Origin of the sequence: Halorubrum aidingense JCM 13560 (assembly GCF_000336995.1) — an archaeon.
Classification (GTDB): domain Archaea; phylum Halobacteriota; class Halobacteria; order Halobacteriales; family Haloferacaceae; genus Halorubrum; species Halorubrum aidingense.
In genome coordinates, this window is the sequence record NZ_AOJI01000024.1 from 1 (window position 1) to 16,958 (window position 16,958).

19 protein-coding genes are annotated in these 16,958 nt (G+C 69.1%); 9 read left to right on the top strand and 10 right to left on the bottom strand.

The genetic code is table 11. The features are described 5' to 3' along the window. Positions 1 to 429, bottom strand: a 429-nt coding sequence (locus tag C461_RS09055) for a class I SAM-dependent methyltransferase (RefSeq protein WP_008000563.1), incomplete at its 3' end; no start/stop codon positions are given. Between the two features lie 80 nt (positions 430 to 509). Here C461_RS09055 and C461_RS09060 point away from each other — a divergent pair. Further along, on the top strand, positions 510 to 1,136 hold the full coding sequence (locus tag C461_RS09060; RefSeq protein WP_008000564.1) for a GNAT family N-acetyltransferase: 627 nt from the start codon (positions 510 to 512) through the stop codon (positions 1,134 to 1,136). Positions 1,137 to 1,140: 4 nt separating this feature from the next. Here the strand turns inward: C461_RS09060 and C461_RS09065 are convergent, their stop codons facing one another. From C461_RS09065 to C461_RS09075, 3 genes are all read right to left on the bottom strand, one after another. Continuing rightward, positions 1,141 to 1,674: a TspO/MBR family protein gene (locus C461_RS09065; protein ID WP_008000565.1), complete on the bottom strand. Its 534-nt coding sequence runs from the start codon at positions 1,672 to 1,674 to the stop codon at positions 1,141 to 1,143. A gap of 36 nt (positions 1,675 to 1,710) precedes the next feature. Next, the gene (locus C461_RS09070; RefSeq protein WP_008000566.1) at positions 1,711 to 2,727 is read right to left on the bottom strand and encodes an AI-2E family transporter; all 1,017 of its coding nucleotides are present in this window, start codon (positions 2,725 to 2,727) and stop codon (positions 1,711 to 1,713) included. A 96-nt stretch (positions 2,728 to 2,823) separates the two neighbouring features. Next, positions 2,824 to 3,420: a DUF6149 family protein gene (locus C461_RS09075; RefSeq protein ID WP_008000567.1), complete on the bottom strand. Its 597-nt coding sequence runs from the start codon at positions 3,418 to 3,420 to the stop codon at positions 2,824 to 2,826. A gap of 110 nt (positions 3,421 to 3,530) precedes the next feature. Here C461_RS09075 and C461_RS09080 point away from each other — a divergent pair, with 110 nt between their 5' ends. The 6 genes from C461_RS09080 to C461_RS09105 all read left to right on the top strand — a co-directional run bounded on the left by C461_RS09080 (position 3,531) and on the right by C461_RS09105 (position 9,483). Then, positions 3,531 to 4,121 (top strand): DUF1684 domain-containing protein, encoded by a 591-nt coding sequence (locus tag C461_RS09080; RefSeq protein WP_008000568.1) that lies wholly within the window; start codon positions 3,531 to 3,533, stop codon positions 4,119 to 4,121. 149 nt (positions 4,122 to 4,270) lie between these two features. Further along, positions 4,271 to 5,509, top strand: a complete 1,239-nt coding sequence (locus C461_RS09085; RefSeq protein ID WP_008000569.1) for an NAD(P)/FAD-dependent oxidoreductase — start codon at positions 4,271 to 4,273, stop codon at positions 5,507 to 5,509. Between the two features lie 161 nt (positions 5,510 to 5,670). After that, on the top strand, positions 5,671 to 7,941 hold the full coding sequence (locus tag C461_RS09090) for a PAS domain S-box protein (protein ID WP_049906489.1): 2,271 nt from the start codon (positions 5,671 to 5,673) through the stop codon (positions 7,939 to 7,941). 80 nt (positions 7,942 to 8,021) lie between these two features. Then, on the top strand, positions 8,022 to 8,237 hold the full coding sequence (locus C461_RS09095) for a hypothetical protein (RefSeq protein WP_239639106.1): 216 nt from the start codon (positions 8,022 to 8,024) through the stop codon (positions 8,235 to 8,237). A 114-nt stretch (positions 8,238 to 8,351) separates the two neighbouring features. After that, the gene (locus C461_RS09100; protein ID WP_049906490.1) at positions 8,352 to 8,768 is read left to right on the top strand and encodes a DUF7124 domain-containing protein; all 417 of its coding nucleotides are present in this window, start codon (positions 8,352 to 8,354) and stop codon (positions 8,766 to 8,768) included. Positions 8,769 to 8,868: 100 nt separating this feature from the next. Continuing rightward, positions 8,869 to 9,483, top strand: a complete 615-nt coding sequence (locus tag C461_RS09105) for a MogA/MoaB family molybdenum cofactor biosynthesis protein (RefSeq protein WP_008000575.1) — start codon at positions 8,869 to 8,871, stop codon at positions 9,481 to 9,483. Between the two features lie 30 nt (positions 9,484 to 9,513). Here C461_RS09105 and trpG read toward each other — a convergent pair whose 3' ends face one another. The 6 genes from trpG to fer all read right to left on the bottom strand — a co-directional run bounded on the left by trpG (position 9,514) and on the right by fer (position 14,892). Beyond that, positions 9,514 to 10,113 carry an anthranilate synthase component II gene (gene trpG / locus C461_RS09110; protein WP_008000577.1) on the bottom strand — a complete coding sequence of 200 codons (600 nt, stop codon included), beginning with the start codon at positions 10,111 to 10,113 and terminating at the stop codon, positions 9,514 to 9,516. Next, positions 10,110 to 11,789 carry an anthranilate synthase component I gene (gene trpE, locus C461_RS09115; protein ID WP_008000580.1) on the bottom strand — a complete coding sequence of 560 codons (1,680 nt, stop codon included), beginning with the start codon at positions 11,787 to 11,789 and terminating at the stop codon, positions 10,110 to 10,112. Before trpE ends, trpG begins: the two co-directional genes overlap by 4 nt. Before the next feature lie 2 nt (positions 11,790 to 11,791). Continuing rightward, entirely contained in the window at positions 11,792 to 12,436 is a 645-nt protein-coding gene (locus C461_RS09120; RefSeq protein WP_008000582.1) for a phosphoribosylanthranilate isomerase, read from the bottom strand. Next, positions 12,436 to 13,515 (bottom strand): anthranilate phosphoribosyltransferase, encoded by a 1,080-nt coding sequence (gene trpD, locus C461_RS09125; RefSeq protein ID WP_008000583.1) that lies wholly within the window; start codon positions 13,513 to 13,515, stop codon positions 12,436 to 12,438. The genes C461_RS09120 and trpD overlap by 1 nt, the downstream gene beginning before the upstream one ends. A 123-nt stretch (positions 13,516 to 13,638) precedes the next feature. Further along, entirely contained in the window at positions 13,639 to 14,328 is a 690-nt protein-coding gene (locus tag C461_RS09130) for a universal stress protein (protein ID WP_008000585.1), read from the bottom strand. A gap of 174 nt (positions 14,329 to 14,502) precedes the next feature. Continuing rightward, positions 14,503 to 14,892: a ferredoxin Fer gene (gene fer, locus C461_RS09135; protein WP_008000587.1), complete on the bottom strand. Its 390-nt coding sequence runs from the start codon at positions 14,890 to 14,892 to the stop codon at positions 14,503 to 14,505. A 184-nt stretch (positions 14,893 to 15,076) separates the two neighbouring features. Between fer and C461_RS09140 the strand changes: the two genes are divergently transcribed. Both C461_RS09140 and C461_RS09145 read left to right on the top strand, forming a co-directional pair. Then, on the top strand, positions 15,077 to 15,946 hold the full coding sequence (locus tag C461_RS09140) for a CheF family chemotaxis protein (protein ID WP_008000590.1): 870 nt from the start codon (positions 15,077 to 15,079) through the stop codon (positions 15,944 to 15,946). Positions 15,947 to 16,050: 104 nt separating this feature from the next. Next, complete coding sequence (locus C461_RS09145) at positions 16,051 to 16,938, top strand: hypothetical protein (RefSeq protein WP_008000592.1); 888 nt, start codon at positions 16,051 to 16,053, stop codon at positions 16,936 to 16,938. The last annotated feature ends 20 nt before the right edge of the window (positions 16,939 to 16,958 follow it).

Below are 16,958 nucleotides of genomic sequence, written 5' to 3' on the forward strand. Positions count from 1 at the left end.
GCGGCCGAGCGGATGCGTCGGATCGAACTCGCGGATCACGAGCGCGCCGCCGGGCGCGAGGACCCGCGCGGCTTCCCGGAGCGCCGCGTCGTGGTCGGGGAGGTGGTGGAAGGCGTCCACGATCGTGATCGCGTCGATCGTCGCGTCGCGGAACGGGAGCCGCCCGGCGTCGCCGGCGACGCCGGAGAGCCCGCGGACCTCGCTCGCGCGAGCGAGCATCCCGACGGACGCGTCGACCACGGTGATCTCGGGGCCGGTCAGCGCGGCCGCGGCGCGCCCGGACCCGCCTCCCACGTCGAGCAGGCGGTCGATGGGACGAGTCGCGTGGCCGAGCCCCGCGGCCAGTTTCTCCCCGTTCGCGGGCGGCATCGCGAGGTCGTACAGCGGGGCCACCCGATCGAAGAAGCCGACGTCGCCGACACCGTGCATGGCCGTGCTCGGCGACGGAGCAAGTTAAAAGCGAGCGCGGCGGCCCGACCGCATTTATATACCCGCGCCGTAGGAGCGGCATGGAGTTCTCGCTTCTCGGCCGGCCGGGTTCGGGCGCGACCCTCCGGCTCGACTACCGGGCGTTCGCGTACGCCGGGAAGTTCGTCGTCGTCGCGCCCGGAAAGGCGGTGCTCAGGACGCCGGACGGCTCGCCGGCGGTGCCGGAGTGGGAGCCGACGGAGTCGCTCCCGCCCACGGTCGCGGCGAGCGAGCTCGACGACGACGTGTACGCCGCCGTCTCCTTCTCGCCGGACCGAACCGATCCCGAGTGCTGCCGGCTCAGGTACGTCACGGTTCACACCGCGCGCCGCGGCGAAGGGTTGGGTCCGCGGCTCGTCGATCGGACCGTCTCGCGGCTCGCCGCCGACGGCTACGCGCGAGTCCGGATCGCGGTCAACAACCCGTTCGCCTACGTCGCACTTTATAAATCCGGCTTCGCGTACACCGGCGACCGAACCGGGATCGCGGAACTGGAACTGGCGCGGCCGGCCGACGAACCGACCGCCTCGCCGGAGCGAGTCGCCGCCTACCGAACTGGTCTGCGCGTGTTCCTCGACGAGGCGCGCGCCGGCGACCGCGACCTCGACCCCGCGGAACGGCGGTTCATCGCGGCGCGGCTCGACGACGGCTCGCCGCCGGACGGCTGACGAGTCAGTTCAGCGCCCAGATCCCGTAGTTGAGCGCGGTCGCGAAGCCGATCCACGCGAGGTACGGCACCAACAGCAGCGCGGCCCGCCGGTCGACGCGCGCGAAGGCGGCCATCGTCGCGACGACGAGCGGGATGAGGAGCGCGAGCACGACGAGCCCGAGATCGGCGCGTTCGAGCCCCCAGAAGACGGGCGACCACGCGACGTTGACCGCGAGTTGGACGGCGAACAGCCCGAGCGCGACCCGCACGTTGCGGGCGACCCCGAGTCCGTCGTCTACATCGCCGCTCCGCCGGCGACCCGTCACGTAGACGAGCGCCGCCGCGGCGCCGAGCATCGCGTACAGAATCGGCCAGACGACGCCGAACGCCCAGTTGGGCGGGTAGTACGAGGGCAGTTCGAGGGCGGCGAACCACGCGCTCTCGGTCGCGGTGAAGGGGACACCGATCGCGCCGATCAGGTTGACCGCGATCGCCGCGAGGACGACGAGGGCCGCGTCCCGTCGGTCTGGCAGGCGGGTTCGGAAAGCGGGAGCCATACCGCTCACTACGGCGGCGAGCCGCTTAAAATCGACTCAGATCGCGTCGTAGTCCTCGCGGAACGTCTCCAGCGTCGCGGCGAGCACGCCGATGACGATCGGTCCGACGAAGAGGCCGGTGAAGCCGATCGAGTAGATGCCACCGAACACCCCGAGGAGGATGATAGCCGGGTTCAGATGCGCCGACTGGTCGATGACGATCGGGCGCGCGTAGTTGTCGAACAGCGAGACGACGACGAGGCCGTATAACGCCAGCAGGATTCCGGCGGTCACCTGGTCGACGAGGACGAGATACGCGGACGCGGGCCCCCAGACGAGGAACGCGCCGATGAGGGGGAGCAGCGCGAGCACGGCCATCACGAACGTCCAGAAGACGACGTTCGGAAGCCCGACCGCCCAGAGACCGAGCCCGGCGATGAGCGCCTGTAACACCGCGACCGAGATGTGACCGATGACGACCCCCCGAGTCGTCGCGTTCACCTTCTCGATGAGCCCGTCGATGACGGTCGGAGGCAGCGGGATCGTCGACCGGAGCCACCGCAGGAACGCCGGCCCGTCGAGGAGGGTGTAATACACCAGAAACAGCGCCAGCGCCAGCCCGAGCGACGCGCGCAGCGCGCTCGTGAACACCCCGCCGAGCCCGCCGAACAACGCGTTGAGAAGCAGATCGCCGGCCGTCGTGAGCAGCTCGTCGATCTGGAACTCCTCGCCGGTGATCGCGGCGATGCGCGCTTCGATCGCGGGGAGGTCGACGCCGGTGTCCCCGGCGGCGATCGAGGCGAGATCGCGGACGAATACCAGCGAGATGTACGCCAGCGGCAGGATGACGGCGACGATCGACCCGAGGAGGATGACCATCGCCGAGGTCATGTTTCCGAGCCGCGGGGACAGCGGCTTCCGAAGGCGCCGAGAGAGTCGGCGGTGGAACGGGAAGAGGACGTACGCGAGGATCGCCGAGGCGATGACGTACTCGATAAACGGGAGGATGATGAGAAGCGTCACCAGCGAGACGGCGCCGATGAGAAACAGGAGGAACGATTGCCCGCGATTCATGGCGGCACCTCTCGCCGGCGATGTATAAACGTGGCCGGTGGCGTCGATCCGACGGATCGATATCGCCGTCGGCGCCCGCGCGGTGAGACGGTCCGCTCAGGCGCTCGCTTCGTCCTCGTCGAGCCCGGGCGCCGCCGCCGGGTCGACGTCCTCCGGCTCGGCGGTGTCGCCGCCCACGACCGTCTCGCCGTCGTCGGTCTCGACGTACACGTCGGCGGCGAACCCGGCGAGCGCGTTCTCGTACTCGGGCGTCTCCAACTTCTCGGGGGTCGCGGGGGCGTCGACGACGCCGCCGGCCGGCCGGAACTCGCCGAGCGGGTCGTCGATCGTGATCCTGTGTGCGGCGAAGAAGGACTCGTAGCGGCGGTAGTGTTCCTCCAGCTCCCCGCCCGGGATCTCCATCATCTCCGTCCAACCGTGATTGAAGAAGTCGAAGTTGGCCTGAACGTGGGTGATCTCGCGGGCCTCGGCCTCCGCGAAGCCGGCTTCGAGGGCGGCCACGTAGGCGTCCATCGTCGCGTCGAAGAAGCTGTCGAGGTGGTCGCGGCGCTCCTCGCGGCGCCCTTCGTCGGCCTTGTTGAGGAAGATGCTCGTGTGGAGATCGACGAGCTTGTCGTTCGCGACGTCGCCGATGACCGGCGTCGTCAGCGCCTTCTTCGCGGCCCAGTGGCGGATGTTCTGCCGGATCTTCATGAACGCGGTTAGGGAGCGACGACCTTGAATCTGTGGCGAGCCGTCCGGTGGCGAGAGCCGGAACGGTCGACGAAACCATTATTGCGCGAGGAACACAATACACTAGCGAGATGACCGCGACGGACCCCGACGACGACTGGGCGAACCGGATCGAACACCAGCGGCAGGCGAAGATCGAGCACTTCCGCGACTCGGCGCGGTCGCCGTTGCCGATATCCATGCGCGGCGACGCGTTCCCCGGGTTAGCGTACTACGAACCCGATCGGTCGTTTCGGTTCGTGCTCCCCTTACACGAGCACGACGACCCGGAAATGGTCACCGTCGAGACGACCGCCGACGGCGAGCAGACGTACCGCCGCTGGGGCGAGTTCCGGTTCGAGTTGGACGGCGAGGAACGCGCGCTGCAGGCGTACCGCCCGGCCGACGGCGCGGACCGGTTCTGGGTCCCGTTCCGCGACGCGACGAACGGCGAGGAGACGTACGGCGCGGGCCGCTACCTCGATCTCGAACCGGACCGCGACCGCGTCGACGGCGAGTGGATCGTCGATTTCAACCACGCGTACAACCCGACGTGCGCGTACAACCACGCCTACGAGTGCCCGCTGATCCCCACCGAAAACTGGCTCGACGCGCGGATCGAGGCCGGCGAGAAGGACTTCCCGGCCGAGCCCGCCGGCGCCGACGAGCACGGTCACGAGTAGCGCGATCGAACCGGTAGTCTGGACGACAAGTCGACCGAACGAGCCGCCGAAGCGTCGATATCTCGGGGAAGAGGCGACCGAGAGACGGTCTATCACGGTCGTCAACGCGGATGACAATCCACATTAACCCCGAATCCGAACAGCCGATTATGAGCGATTCGTACGTGATCATCGGTGACGGCATCGCGGGCGCGTCGGCGGCCGAGACGCTCCGCGAGGAGGCACCAGACGCCGATATCACGGTTCTCACCGACGAGGGAGAGTCCCTCTACAACCGGATCCTGATAAAGGAGTACGCGAAGGGGAAGCTCCCGGAGGCGCCGATTTCGATCCACCAAGAGGAGTGGTACGACGACCACGACGTCGACCTCCGGCTCAACACCGTCGTCGTCGACATCGACGTCGAGAACGACGCGATCCACACCCACGAGGGAGAGACGTTCGCGTACGACACCCTGCTGCTCGCGGTCGGCGGGACCCCTCAGCAGCTCCCGGTCGGGAACGCGGACGCCGACGGGATCCACCACTTCTGGACGTTCCAGGACGCCCGCAAGATCAAAGCGAGCGTGGAGGACGCCGACAACGCCGTCATCGTCGGCGCCGGGCTCTTAGGCATCGACTTCGCCGCCATCTGCGGCGCACAGGACGTCGAGGCGAAGTACCTGATGCGCGGTGACGCCTGGTGGCGCTACGCGCTCTCCGAGGAGGGCGCCGAGATCATGCACGACGCGATGCGCGAGCGCGGCGTCGAGCCGGTGTTCGGCTCCGGCGTCGACCACTTCGAAGTCGACGACGACGGCCACGTCGAGGCCGCGGTCGACCCGAACGGCGAGCGCTACGAGTGCGACTTCGCCGGCGTCGCCATCGGGCTCAACTTCAACACCGAACTGGTCGAGGACACGCCGATCGAGACCGAAGACGGCATCGTCGTCGACGAGTTCATGCGGACGAACGTGGACAACGTGTACGCCGCCGGTGACATCACCACGTTCAACGACCTCGTGCTCGGCGAGCAGGCGAAGAACGGCTCGTGGGGGTCGGCCAAAGAGCAGGGCACGGTCGCCGCCCGCAACATGGTCGAGTACGGCAGCGAGACGTTCGAGTGGGTCTCGTCGTACTCGATCACGCACTTCGACTTCCCGTTCCTCTCGTTCGGCCACCCGACGCTCGGCGACGACTCCGTCGAGGCCACCACGGCCGACGGCGAGTGGCGACGGGTCGCGCTGCAGGACGGGAAGATCGTCGGCGGCGTGCTCATCGGCGACCTCTCGCCGCAGTCGGCGTTCAAACAGCTGATGCGCGAGGGCCGCGACGTGAGCGGTCAGACCGATCTGCTCATGGAGCCCGGCTTCTCCGTCGACGACCTGGCGGCGCAGACGGAGCAGTAGGCGCGACGCAGTAGCAAACGTCGGCAGAGCAGTAGCAAACGTCGGCAGAGCAGTAGGCCGCGGGGGTCCTCCGCTCCCCGCACGGTCGCGGGGGATCGAGATGCGGCCGACGACGAGTCATCCAATACCTTTTCACGCGCTCGTGATCTCTCTGCTACCCAATGGCTCGCGGATCGTCTCCCGATCGGTCGTCAGTGCCCGGTGACGACTTCTTTCGGTCGTTCGTCACGGAGTGTTCTGACCCGGTCGTGTCGATCGACCGCGACGGCGCCGTCGTCTACGCCAACCCCGCGACGGAGGCTGTCCTCGGGTACGATCCCGCCGATCTTCGCGATCGGCAGCTCACCGAGCTGATCGCCGATGACGCCACGGACGAGCGGGTCCGCTCGCTTCGCGGGCGGCTCGACGCGATCGCGGGAATCGCCGACGCCGGCCGATTCGGGTTTCCGGCACGACACGCGGACGGGCACACGGTCACGTTCTCCGTGCAGTTTCACGAGCACGCGGCGGGCGGAGCGGCCGCCGACTCGGACGCTCGCGTCTACACCGGCGTGTTCCGGGACGCCGTGGCGGACCCGGCGGACCGCGAACTCAAGACGTTCCGCAACCTCGTCGAGCAGGCCGGACACGCCATCTACGTCACCGACACCGACGGGACGATCGAGTACGTCAACCCCGCGTTCACCGACCACACCGGCTACGAGCCCGCCGACGCGATCGGCGCCACCCCGGCGATACTCAACTCCGGGGAGATGCCCGAATCGTACTACGACTCGCTGTGGGCGACCCTCAGAGACGGGGAGGTGTGGGAAGAAGAGATCGTCGACAGGCGCCGAGACGGCAGTGTATATCACGCTCACCAGACGATCGCTCCCGTGTTCGACGAGTCGGGAGCGCTCTCGCGGTTCGTCGCGATCCAGACCGACATCTCCGAGCGGAAAGCGGCGATGGGACAGCTGAAACAGTACCGCGACATCGTCGAACAGCTCGACGATCCGATCCTGTTGCAGAACTGCGCGGGCGAGTTCGAACTGGTCAACGAAGCGGTGAGCGAGTTCGCCGGCGTCTCTCGCGAGGAGCTGTACGGTACCGACGAGTTCGCGTTCATGGACGCGGAGACCGCGAGCGAGATCGACGAGCGGCGTCGAGAGGTCCTAGAAACGGAGGCGATGGCCGAGTACAGCGTCTCGCCGTCGTTCGAGCGGAGCGACCGAGAGGCGACGTTCAGCACCCAGCGGTACCCGTACTACGACGGCGACGGCGAACTGGCGGGGACGTTCGCGATCTGTCGGGATATCACGCGGCTGAAGGCCCGCGAGCGCGATCTCGAACGCTACGAACGGGCCGTGAACGGCGCGACGGACCTCATCGCCGCCACCGATCGCGACGGCCGGTTCCTCTTTGCGAACCCGCAGTACCGCGCGTACCACGGGATCGAAACCGACGACGTGCGGGGACTCACTATCGCCGAGGTGATCGGCGACGAGCGGTACCGCGACGTGAGCGGGTACGTCGACCGGGCCCTCCGGGGTCGCACCGTCGAGTACCGGACGACGCGGGCGCATCCGGAGCGGGGAACCCGAACGTTCGACGTTCGGTACTACCCGTTGGAACACCGGGACGAGGAGGAGCCCGGGGGGGTGGTCGCGGTGCTCCGCGACGTGACCGACAGCGTGAACCGCGCGCGCCAGCTCAGCGTCGTGGACCGCGTGCTCCAGCACAACCTGCGGAACGCGCTGACGGTGATTCGCGGCCGGGCGGAACAGCTCGTCGCGACCGACGCGACCGACGCGACCGGTTCGGCGGACCGTTCCGGTCTCGGCTCGGGCGAGGCCACCGGCGTAGACGGCGCGGACGGCGGAGTCGACGTCGCCGACGCGGCCTCGTACATCGTCGCGCGGGCCGACGATCTGCTGACGACGAGCGAGAAGGCACACCACATCACCGAGATGCTCAGCGATGCGCCCGAGACGGAACCGGTCGACGTGGCGCGGACGGTCGACCGCCTCGCGGCGACGGCGGCCGCCGAGTCTCCGAACGCGTCGGTGTCCGTTTCGACGCCCGACGACGGGGGCGCCGTCGCCGCGGCGACGGACTGGATCGATCGGGCGTTCGACGAACTGATCCGGAACGCGATCGAACACCACGACCGCGAGCGCCCGACCGTCGAAATCGCGGTCCGATCGACGGCCGAGGCGGTCGAAGTCGAGATCGCGGACGACGGCCCCGGACTCACCGGGATGAACCGCGACGTGCTGGAGACGGGAGAAGCGGTCGACGCGCTGTATCACGGCAGCGGACTCGGGCTGTGGCTCGTGTACTGGGTGATCCAGCAGTCGGGGGGCTCGGCGACGGTCGCGGCGCGGGACCCCCGCGGAACCACGGTGACGGTAAGCCTCCCGCGTTCGAAACGGAAGGCCGGCGGCTCGTGAGCGAGGGTTCGGTGGGGCGCTATTCTCACGATCTCGGGGTCGACGCAAGGTTTATCATTAATAATGTGGTATGTGTTCACATGCCACTCAGGGAAACGGGGAGACGAATGCGGCTCCGGCGTACCGGACGGGTACCGACCGACGCGCGGGTCCGTCACTACGACGAGCTCGACGAGGACACGCAGGTCGCGGTTCTGGAGCTGGCGGGGCGACCGCGGACGGCCCCCGAAACCGGCGACCTCGACGACGGCGACGTGGTGAAATTCACCGACTACTACGAGGTCCGCGCGCGCTGACCGCGGCGTCGACGAGTCGTCACCCGGACAGCGACCGGGCGGTGAGACGCGCCCCGATCGGGCGAGTGGCCCCTAAAGCGAAGTTGTTTTCGCCCGCCGGACGAAACCCGAATCATGGACAGTGGCGGATCTAGCGACATGACGTTGGCGTTCGAGTTGGAGGCGTTACAGTCCCTCGCGGACCCCAACGACGTGTTCAACAACGCTCGGCAGTGGACGGAGTACGTCGGCGTCGTCAGCGAGAAGCCGACCTACGTCGTCACCAACTTCACCCGCAAACACCGCGTGCGTCAGGACTTCTTTTCGGGGCCGCGCGGCGTCGAGGAGAGTTTGACGAACATCGCCAAGCAGTTCGACACCGACCGACACGTGTTCGTCGGCGTCGACGAGGAGGACGAGGCCCTCGCCGCGGCGACCGGGTGGGAGTTCCTCCACGTCGAGGACGCGGCGGACGCCGCCGGCTGGACCCTCGCGGGCGACGAGCGCGACGCTGAGCCCGCCGAAGAGCCCTCTCGCGACGACTGGCCCTGAGCCGGTCGCCGCCCGGTCGCCGTCCGACCGCCGCCGGCCGCGGATCGATCGATCGCCCCGTCGGAGAGGTGTTTTCACCGTCGGCGAGAGACGTGGTGTCATGAGCGACGCGCCCGACCACCACGAGACGGACGACCACCACGATCACGACGAGGACCACGACCATCACCACCACGACGCCGAGTCCGTAGCACTCGGGGTCGTGACGGTGTCTTCCTCGCGGTCGCTGGACGACGACCCCTCCGGCGACTACGTCGTGTCGGCGTTCGAGGCGGCCGGTCACGAGGTCGTCGTCCGCGAACTCGTCCCCGACGAGTACGACAGCGTGCAGGGCACCGTCGACCGGCTCGCGCGGCGGAAAGACACCGACGCGGTCGTCACCACCGGCGGCACGGGCGTGACGCCGGACGACGTGACACCGGAGGCGGTTCGAGGCCTCTTCGCCAAGCGACTCCCCGGCTTCGGCGAACTGTTCCGCCGGCTCTCCTACGAGGAGATCGGAACGCGCACCATCGGCTCGCGGGCGACCGCCGGGGTCGTCGCCGACGCGCCCGTGTTCTGTCTGCCCGGGTCCGAGAACGCGGTCAGACTCGGCGTCGACGAGGTGATCCTTCGGGAGATCGAACACCTGGTCGGCCTGGCGAGCCGCGGAGCGACCGACGACGCCGAACCCGACGACGAGAGTGACGACGAGAGCGACGACGAGCACGCCTGACGCGGACGACGCTGACGACGCGCCCGGCAGTCACACCGACGCGAGAAAGTTGCGGATGAGGTCGTGACCGGCCGCGGTCAACACGCTCTCGGGGTGGAACTGCACCGCCTCGATCGGGTGCTCGCGGTGGCGGATCCCCATCACGATCGGCTCGCCGTCGTGGTCCGTCGTCGCGGTCACCGCGAACTCGTCGGGCACCTCGGTGGCGGCCAGCGAGTGGTACCGCCCGGCGCGGAACCCCTGATCGAGGCCGGCGAAGACGCCCTCCCCGTCGTGGTCGACCGGGAAGGCCTTGCCGTGGATCGGCTCCGGCGCGTGCCCGACGGTGCCGCCGTACTCGTAGACGGCGGCTTCGAGCCCGAGACAGACGCCGAGCGTGGGCACGTCGGGCGAAAGCTCTCGGAGGACGGCCATCGTCACGCCCACGTCGCGGTCGTTCTTCGGGTGACCGGGACCGGGGCTGAGGAGGATCGCGTCTGGGTCGGCGCGCTCGATAGCCGCGAGCGAGACCGTGTTCTTGAGCACCTCGACGTCTATCGTCTCGTCGTCCTCGCCGATCGGCTGGTCCGAGACGTACTCGACGAGGTTGTACGTGAACGAGTCGAAGTTGTCGACGACGACGACCTTCATTCGTCGACCTCCGTGCCCGCGGCGAGCGGGTCCTCGGTCGGGGGCTCTCCCGCCCGAATCCGGTCGATCGCGGTCAACACGCCGTCCATCTTCTGTTCGGTCTCCTCGTACTCGGCGGTCGGATCGGAGTCGGCGACCAGTCCCGCGCCGGCGCGGACGGTCACGGTGGTCTCGTCGGCGCCTTCCTCGAGCGTCGCCGTCCGGATGACGATCGCGAAGTCGGCGTCGCCGGTCCACGAGTAGTAGCCGACGCCGCCGCCGTACGCCTCCCGCGGGGTCGATTCGAGGGCCTCGATGATCTCCATCGCGCGCACCTTCGGCGCGCCGGTGAGCGTGCCCGCCGGGAACGTCGCTCGCGTCGCGTCGAACGGGTCGGCGTCGGCCGCGAGCGTTCCCGTCACGGTCGATTCGATGTGCTGGACGTGGCTGTACTTCAACACGTTCATGAACTCCTCGACGCGGACCGACCCCGGCTCGCTCACGCGGCGAACGTCGTTCCGCGCGAGGTCGACGAGCATCGTGTGCTCGGCGCGCTCCTTCCCGTCCGCGAGCATCTCGCCGGCCAGCCGGCGGTCCTCGACCGGGCTCGTCCCGCGGGGGCAGGTGCCCGCGATCGGGTTCGAGACGATCCGGTCGCCCTGCACCGACACGAGCGTCTCCGGACTCGCCCCGACGATGCTGCGGTCGTCGTGGCGCAGGACGTACATGTACGGCGACGGGTTCACCTCGCGGAGCGCCGCGTACAGCCCCAGCGAGTCGACCTCGCCGCGGAGCTCGCGGCTCCGCGAGATCACGCCCTGGTAGATGTCGCCGTCGAGGACGTGCCGTTTCGCGGTCCGTACCGCCTCCTCGTACGCCGCCTGCGGTTCGGCGGACTCCGACTCGACGCGGATCCCGTCCGGTTCGGGGGGCGACGCGTCCGCCAACTCGCCGGCGACGCGCTCGGCTTCGGCGACGAGGTCGTCGTAGACCGCTGCGGGGTCGTCGTCGACGCCGATCACGGGGGTGAAGACGAGTTCGACCGTTCCCTCTTTCTCGTCGAAGACGACCGTCCGCGTCGTCAGCGCGAACTCCGCGTCCGGAAACGCGGTCTCGGGTCGGTCGACGCCGACCTCCTCCAACCAGAGGTCGTAGACGGCCTCGTACGCGAGGAAGCCGACGAACCCACCCGAGAGGATCTGGCGATCGGTGTCGGGGAACCCGCGCAGGCTCACGTCGGGGAACGCCGCGCGGATCCGGTCGATGGCGTCGCCGGCGGCGGGACCCAGCGCGTCGTCGAGCGCTGCGTCGTCGTCACCGCCGAGAGAATCTCCGTCGTCGCCGTCGCCGTCACCGACGAACTCGGCGGCCGGACCGAGTCGCGTCACGTCCGTTCGGTCGGGGTGGACGGAGACGATCGCCTCGGGGTCGTACCCGACGAACGAGTAGCGCGCGTGTTTGTCCGCTTTCCCCCCGGCGGTGAACGCGCCGTCGGGGTCGCTGGAGGCGACCTTCTCGCCGGATTCCAACAGGAACCCGTACGGGCCCTCACCGACCAGCGTCGCGTACGCGGCGAGAGGGGTGACGTCGGGGTCGAGCGACGCGGACGCGCGGACGACGACCGGCTTCTCTGCGTCCGCGGCGAGGTCGACGAAGGCGTCCTTCGAGCGGTCCAGTTGGGGGTGTGCGTCGTCCATGCTCACGCCAACTCCATCTCTCGGCCCGCGTTCGCGACGAAGCGGGCGATCGCGTTGTGGTCTTTCCGACCGTCGGTGAACTCGACGCCGGACGCGACGTCGACGGCGAACGGGTCCGCGACGCGGACCGCCTCGGCGACGGTGTCGGCCGTGAGCCCGCCGGCGAGGACGACCGGCGAGGTGAGCCGGGACGCCAGATCACCCGCCCGCTCCCAGTCGTGCGTCTCGCCCGTCCCGCCCGCGCCCGACTCGTCGGTCGAGTCGAGCACGAGCGCGTCGGCGACGGCGTCGAGCTCCTCCGCGCGGGCCGGGTCGTCGGCGTCGACCGCGAGCAGCACCTTCCGTTCGGTCTCCGCGCGGACGTAGCGGATCTCGTCGGGAGTCCACTCGCCGTGGAGCTGGAGGGCGTCGGGGCCGATCATCCGGACCAGTTCGACGGCGCGCTCGGCCGATTCGGGCATGGTGACGAGCGTCGCCGTGACGAAGGGGGGAACGGCCGCGAGCAGCTCCGCCGCGGCGGCGGGGTCCACCTCCCGGGGCGAGTCGACCGGCACCTCGGAGATGACGCCGACCGCGTCGGCGCCGGCGTCGATCGCGGCGCGGAGGTCCGCGTCGCGCGTGAGCCCGCAGATCTTCACCCGGGCCATCAGTCGTCCTCCGAGCCGGCCGCGGCGGTTCCATCGGTCCCGGCCGACTCCGGTTCGCTATCGGCGTCGCTCTCGTCGTCGCCACCGCACAGCGCCGCGAACTTCGCGGCGGCCGCCCCGGTGTCGATGGCCTCGGCGGCCCGCTCAACCCCGGCGGCGAGGGAGTCAGCCTCGCCGGCGACGTAGACCGCCGCGCCCGCGTTCGCGAGGATCAGGTCGCGCTTCGGGCCGGTCACCGAGCCGTCGACGATCCCGCGGAGGTCGGCGGCGTTCTCCTCGGGGGTCCCGCCGGCGACCGCCTCGATCGGAGCCCGTTCGAGTCCGAGGTCGTCCGGCGAGACGGTGAACTCGGTCACCTCGTCGCCGTCGACCTCGGCGACGACCGTCTCGTCGTGGATGCCGATCTCGTCCATCCCGGCGCCGTGGACGACGAGCGCCCGTTCGACGGGCATGTGTGCGAGCGATCGCGCGATCGTGGGGACGAGGTCGGGGTCGTACACGCCGAGCACCTGGGCGTCGGCGCCGGCGGGGTTGGTGAGCGGGCCGAGCACGTTGAAGATCGTCCGCATTCCGAGCTCCTTTCGCGGACCGATGACGGCCTTCATTGCGGGGTGGAACACGGGCGCGAGCATGAACCCGATCCCGTCGTCCTCGATCGCGGCCTCGACGGCGGGGGGCTCGGCTTCGACGTCGGCGCCGGCGACCTCGAGCACGTCGGCGCTGCCCGACGACGAGGAGACGGAGTAGTTGCCGTGCTTGGCGATCGGGACGCCCGCGCCGGCGGCGACGATCGCCGCGGTCGTCGAGACGTTGATCGTGTCGTAGTCGTCGCCGCCGGTGCCGCAGGTGTCGACGAGCGGCTTCCGGTCCGGATCGATGGTGCGCGCGGCGTCGCGCATCCCCTGCGCGAACCCGGCGATCTCGGCTTCCGTCTCGCCTTTCGCCCGGAGCGCGGCGAGAAGGGCGCCGATCTGCGCCTCGGTCGCTTCCTCGAAGACGAGCCGCGCGGCCTCGCGCGCCTCCTCGACCGTCAGATCCGTCCCGTCCGTCACGCGTTCGACCGTGTCGTTGATATCCATAATGTGCACCAATGTATTGTTTCGCGTTATGATGTACAAGTATGTACACTAAGTTAACGCTGTCGCCGCCGCTCGGTGCCGGCCCGTGCCGCAAAACCCGTCGGCAGGCTGTCGAGGGCGCGCCTACGCGTCGCGGAGCGCCGTCGTCCCGTCGGCCTCGACGACGACCACCGGGACTTCGGCGTCGTCGACCACGGTGTCGGTCGTGGAGCCGAAGACGAACCGACCGACCGTCCCGGTCGTGGGCGCACCGACGACGACGAGGTCGTAGTAAGGGGACTGCTCGACGATCGCGTCCGCGGCGCTCCGCGCTTCGACGAGCCAGCGATCGGCCCGCTCGAAGTCGCCGAGGCGGTCGTCGGCCGCCGCGAGCAGCGCCTCGCCGGCGGCGACGGGGTCGGCGGCGGCGTCGTGGTTGCCGTGGTTGCCGTGGTTGCCGCCGGCGCCGCCGCTATCGCTGCCGTCGCGTCCATCGGTCGCGTCCAACTCGGCGGCTTCGACCCCGGCATCCGACGGGACGACGTGGAAGAGTTCGAGCCACGCGTCGGTCGCGTCCGCCAGTCGCCTCGCCAGGTCGACGGTCGCTCCGGAGTGCGGGCCGGGACCGACGGCGACGAGGATCGAGGAGATCCGGTTCGGACGCGCCAGTCGGGACTCCCCCTCGAGCCTCGCGTGAGCGACTGAAGCGGTCGTCGTGGCCGCCTCAGTGACGGCGGGTTCGACGACCGACTCGCCGGGCCCTGCCTCGTGCTCTGCGGTCGGGGCCGCGGATCCCGCGGGACCGGTCTGATCGTCGGCGTCGCTCCCGTTCATGTGTTTCCGTCAGACAGACGCATGATAAATCCTGCTGGTCCGGCCCGCCGCGACCGACGCCTCCGGGTTCGGTGCCGCTGCTCGCCGCGTTCGACTGCCGAGCGCGCACCGATTGCCGGGCGATAAAAATTGGTGGTGTCGGTCATTGCGCCGAACGGCCGCCGGGGCCGCAGCTTAGATGACGCGGTTCTGCAGGTAGTCGAGGTGTTTCGCGTTGTAAACGATCTTGACCTCGTCGGTCGCCGGGCTGCCGATGCAGGTGAGGCGGACGTTCTTCTCTTCGACTTCCTCGTCGGAGAGAATCTGCTGCATGTCCATCTCGATGTCGCCCTCTTTCACGATGGACGCGCAGTTCGCACACGCGCCGGCGCGGCACGAGAAGGGCCAGTCGTAGCCCTGCGCCTCGGCCGATTCGAGGATGTATTCGCCCTGATTCACTTCGAGGCTGCCGTAGTCCTCGGCGTCGAGGTCGGCCGCGGCGGCTTCCTCGAAGAGGTCGTCATCGTCCATCGACCAGCCGTGGTCGTCGAGCACTTCGTAGTTGAGGTATTCTACTGTGGGCATCACCTGCGGGTTTGATGCCCACCTCATTAGGCTTTGCTGTTCCTCGCCTTTGACGGTCGTATCGGACACCCGTACGAACGCCGGTTGCGGTCGTTCAGTCCCCCGATCGACGCCTGACAGTCGGCTATCAGGCTTGAGACGAGGTGGGCAACAATCAAGAGCGAACGCCCCGTCTCGGTGATCGATGAAGGAGTCAGTCGTCGCCGACTTCGTCGGCCGCGTCCACACCGCCGACCTCGGAAGCGACGATCCGGTCACGGGGCGCATCCTGCTGAGCCAGCGCAGACTGGTGATCGCGACGGACGGCACGAAGACGACCGTGCCGCTCGCGGACGTGTTCGACGTGGCCGTCGGTACCGTTCCCGGCGACCTGCAGTCGTTTTTCAACGACAGCGTCACCGTCGCCTACGACGGGAACGACCGAAGACGCACGGCTCTGATCGAGGGCGAATCAGACGACATGGAGCAGTTCACGCGGCTCCTGTTCAAGGCGCTGTTGCGGAACGTCACCGTCACGGTTCGCCATCCCGCGAAAGTCGGCGGTCGCGTCACCGACGCGACCGACCACACGGCGTCGGTGACCCTCTCGCCGGGCGCGATCGGCTTCACCAACTGCCCGGAGCCGTTCCGGGTGACCCTCTCGACCGTCATCGACTACGAGCGGACGGACCGGACGCTCGCGGGGACGAAACGCCCCGCGCTCGTGTTCCGTCACGTCCCCGACACGCAGACGGTGACGTCGATTGCGACCGTCCCGGACGCGCGAACGCTGAACGTGCTCGGGCGGTACCTCAAGCTCGAATACGACGAGGCCATGGACGACCTCGACTCGTTCGATCCAACCGAGGAGCAGCTGGAGGTCCTCGTCTCGATCTACTCGGCCGGCGGCGAGGCGAACATCGCGGAGATCGTCACCGGCGACGTCACCCAGACGTCGATGGTCCTCGATCAACTCCGGGAGGCGGAGCTCGTCGTCGACGGTGACACGGGCGCCGCGCTCACCCGAAAGGGGCAGATGATCGTCACCTCCTACCTCGAATCGGTCAACGCCTGACGCGAAGGGACGCCGCCGCTGACGGGCCCGATCGGCTCGACGCGTCCGGACGAACCGACGCGCTCGGGGGAAGTTTCATGCTCGTGGACGTGTAGGGTATTCACATGCCAGACGACCACCACGGGCGTCCGACGAAACTCGACGCCGTGGCCCGCGAGCGGGGGATCGACGCCCCGGCCCGTGCCGGCTCGGCCACGGGGGGACCGTCGGCCGCGCCCGGTCCGCGGGTTGCACGCGTTCCGGAGACGCACGTCCACGACACGTTCTCGGTCGACGGAATCGACACGAAGCGACGGGAGGCGCTGTTGGAGGCCGTGCTCCGCGACTGCGACGGCGTCAGCGCCGCGTCGGCGACCCAACGAAACGGCACCGTCGGCGTCCACCACGACCCCGCCGTGAGCCGGGACGACCTCCGCGAGACGCTCGTCGCGTGTGGGCTGGTCGTCGCACCGGGCGACGACGCGTTCGTCACCCGCCGCGCGTCGCAGTTCGCCTCGGCCCGAGTCGCCGTCGCGGTGCTGTTCGGGCTGATGGTCGCGACGCCGTACATCGGCGTGCTCTACCCGACCCGCGTCGAGTGGTTGTTCTACGACCCGGTGACGGTCGCGTACCTCCAGTCGATCCTCGATTCGGCGGTCGCGACGCACTTCTTCGTGAACCTCGCGGCGCTCTCGGGTATCGCCTTCCTCGTCGCCTGCGGCCCGATCATCCGCCGAGCGATCGGCGCGGCCGCCGAGGGGCGGCTCACGAACGAGGCGGTGTTCGTCGGTGGCGTCGTCGCGGTCTTCGGGTACAGCACCCTCGCCGCGTTCACCGGTTTCGGCGGGAACGTCCACTACGACCTCGTCGCCTACGCGACCGCGGGCGTCACCCTGTGGACTCACTTCGGCGCCGACGATCCGGCCGTTGACCCGGCGGCGACCGCGGACCCGACCGCTGACCAATCCGGAGCCGACGACGACCCGGTTGCGATGACCGACGGCGGCCGCTGAGGCGGTCTCGGCGGGTCGCG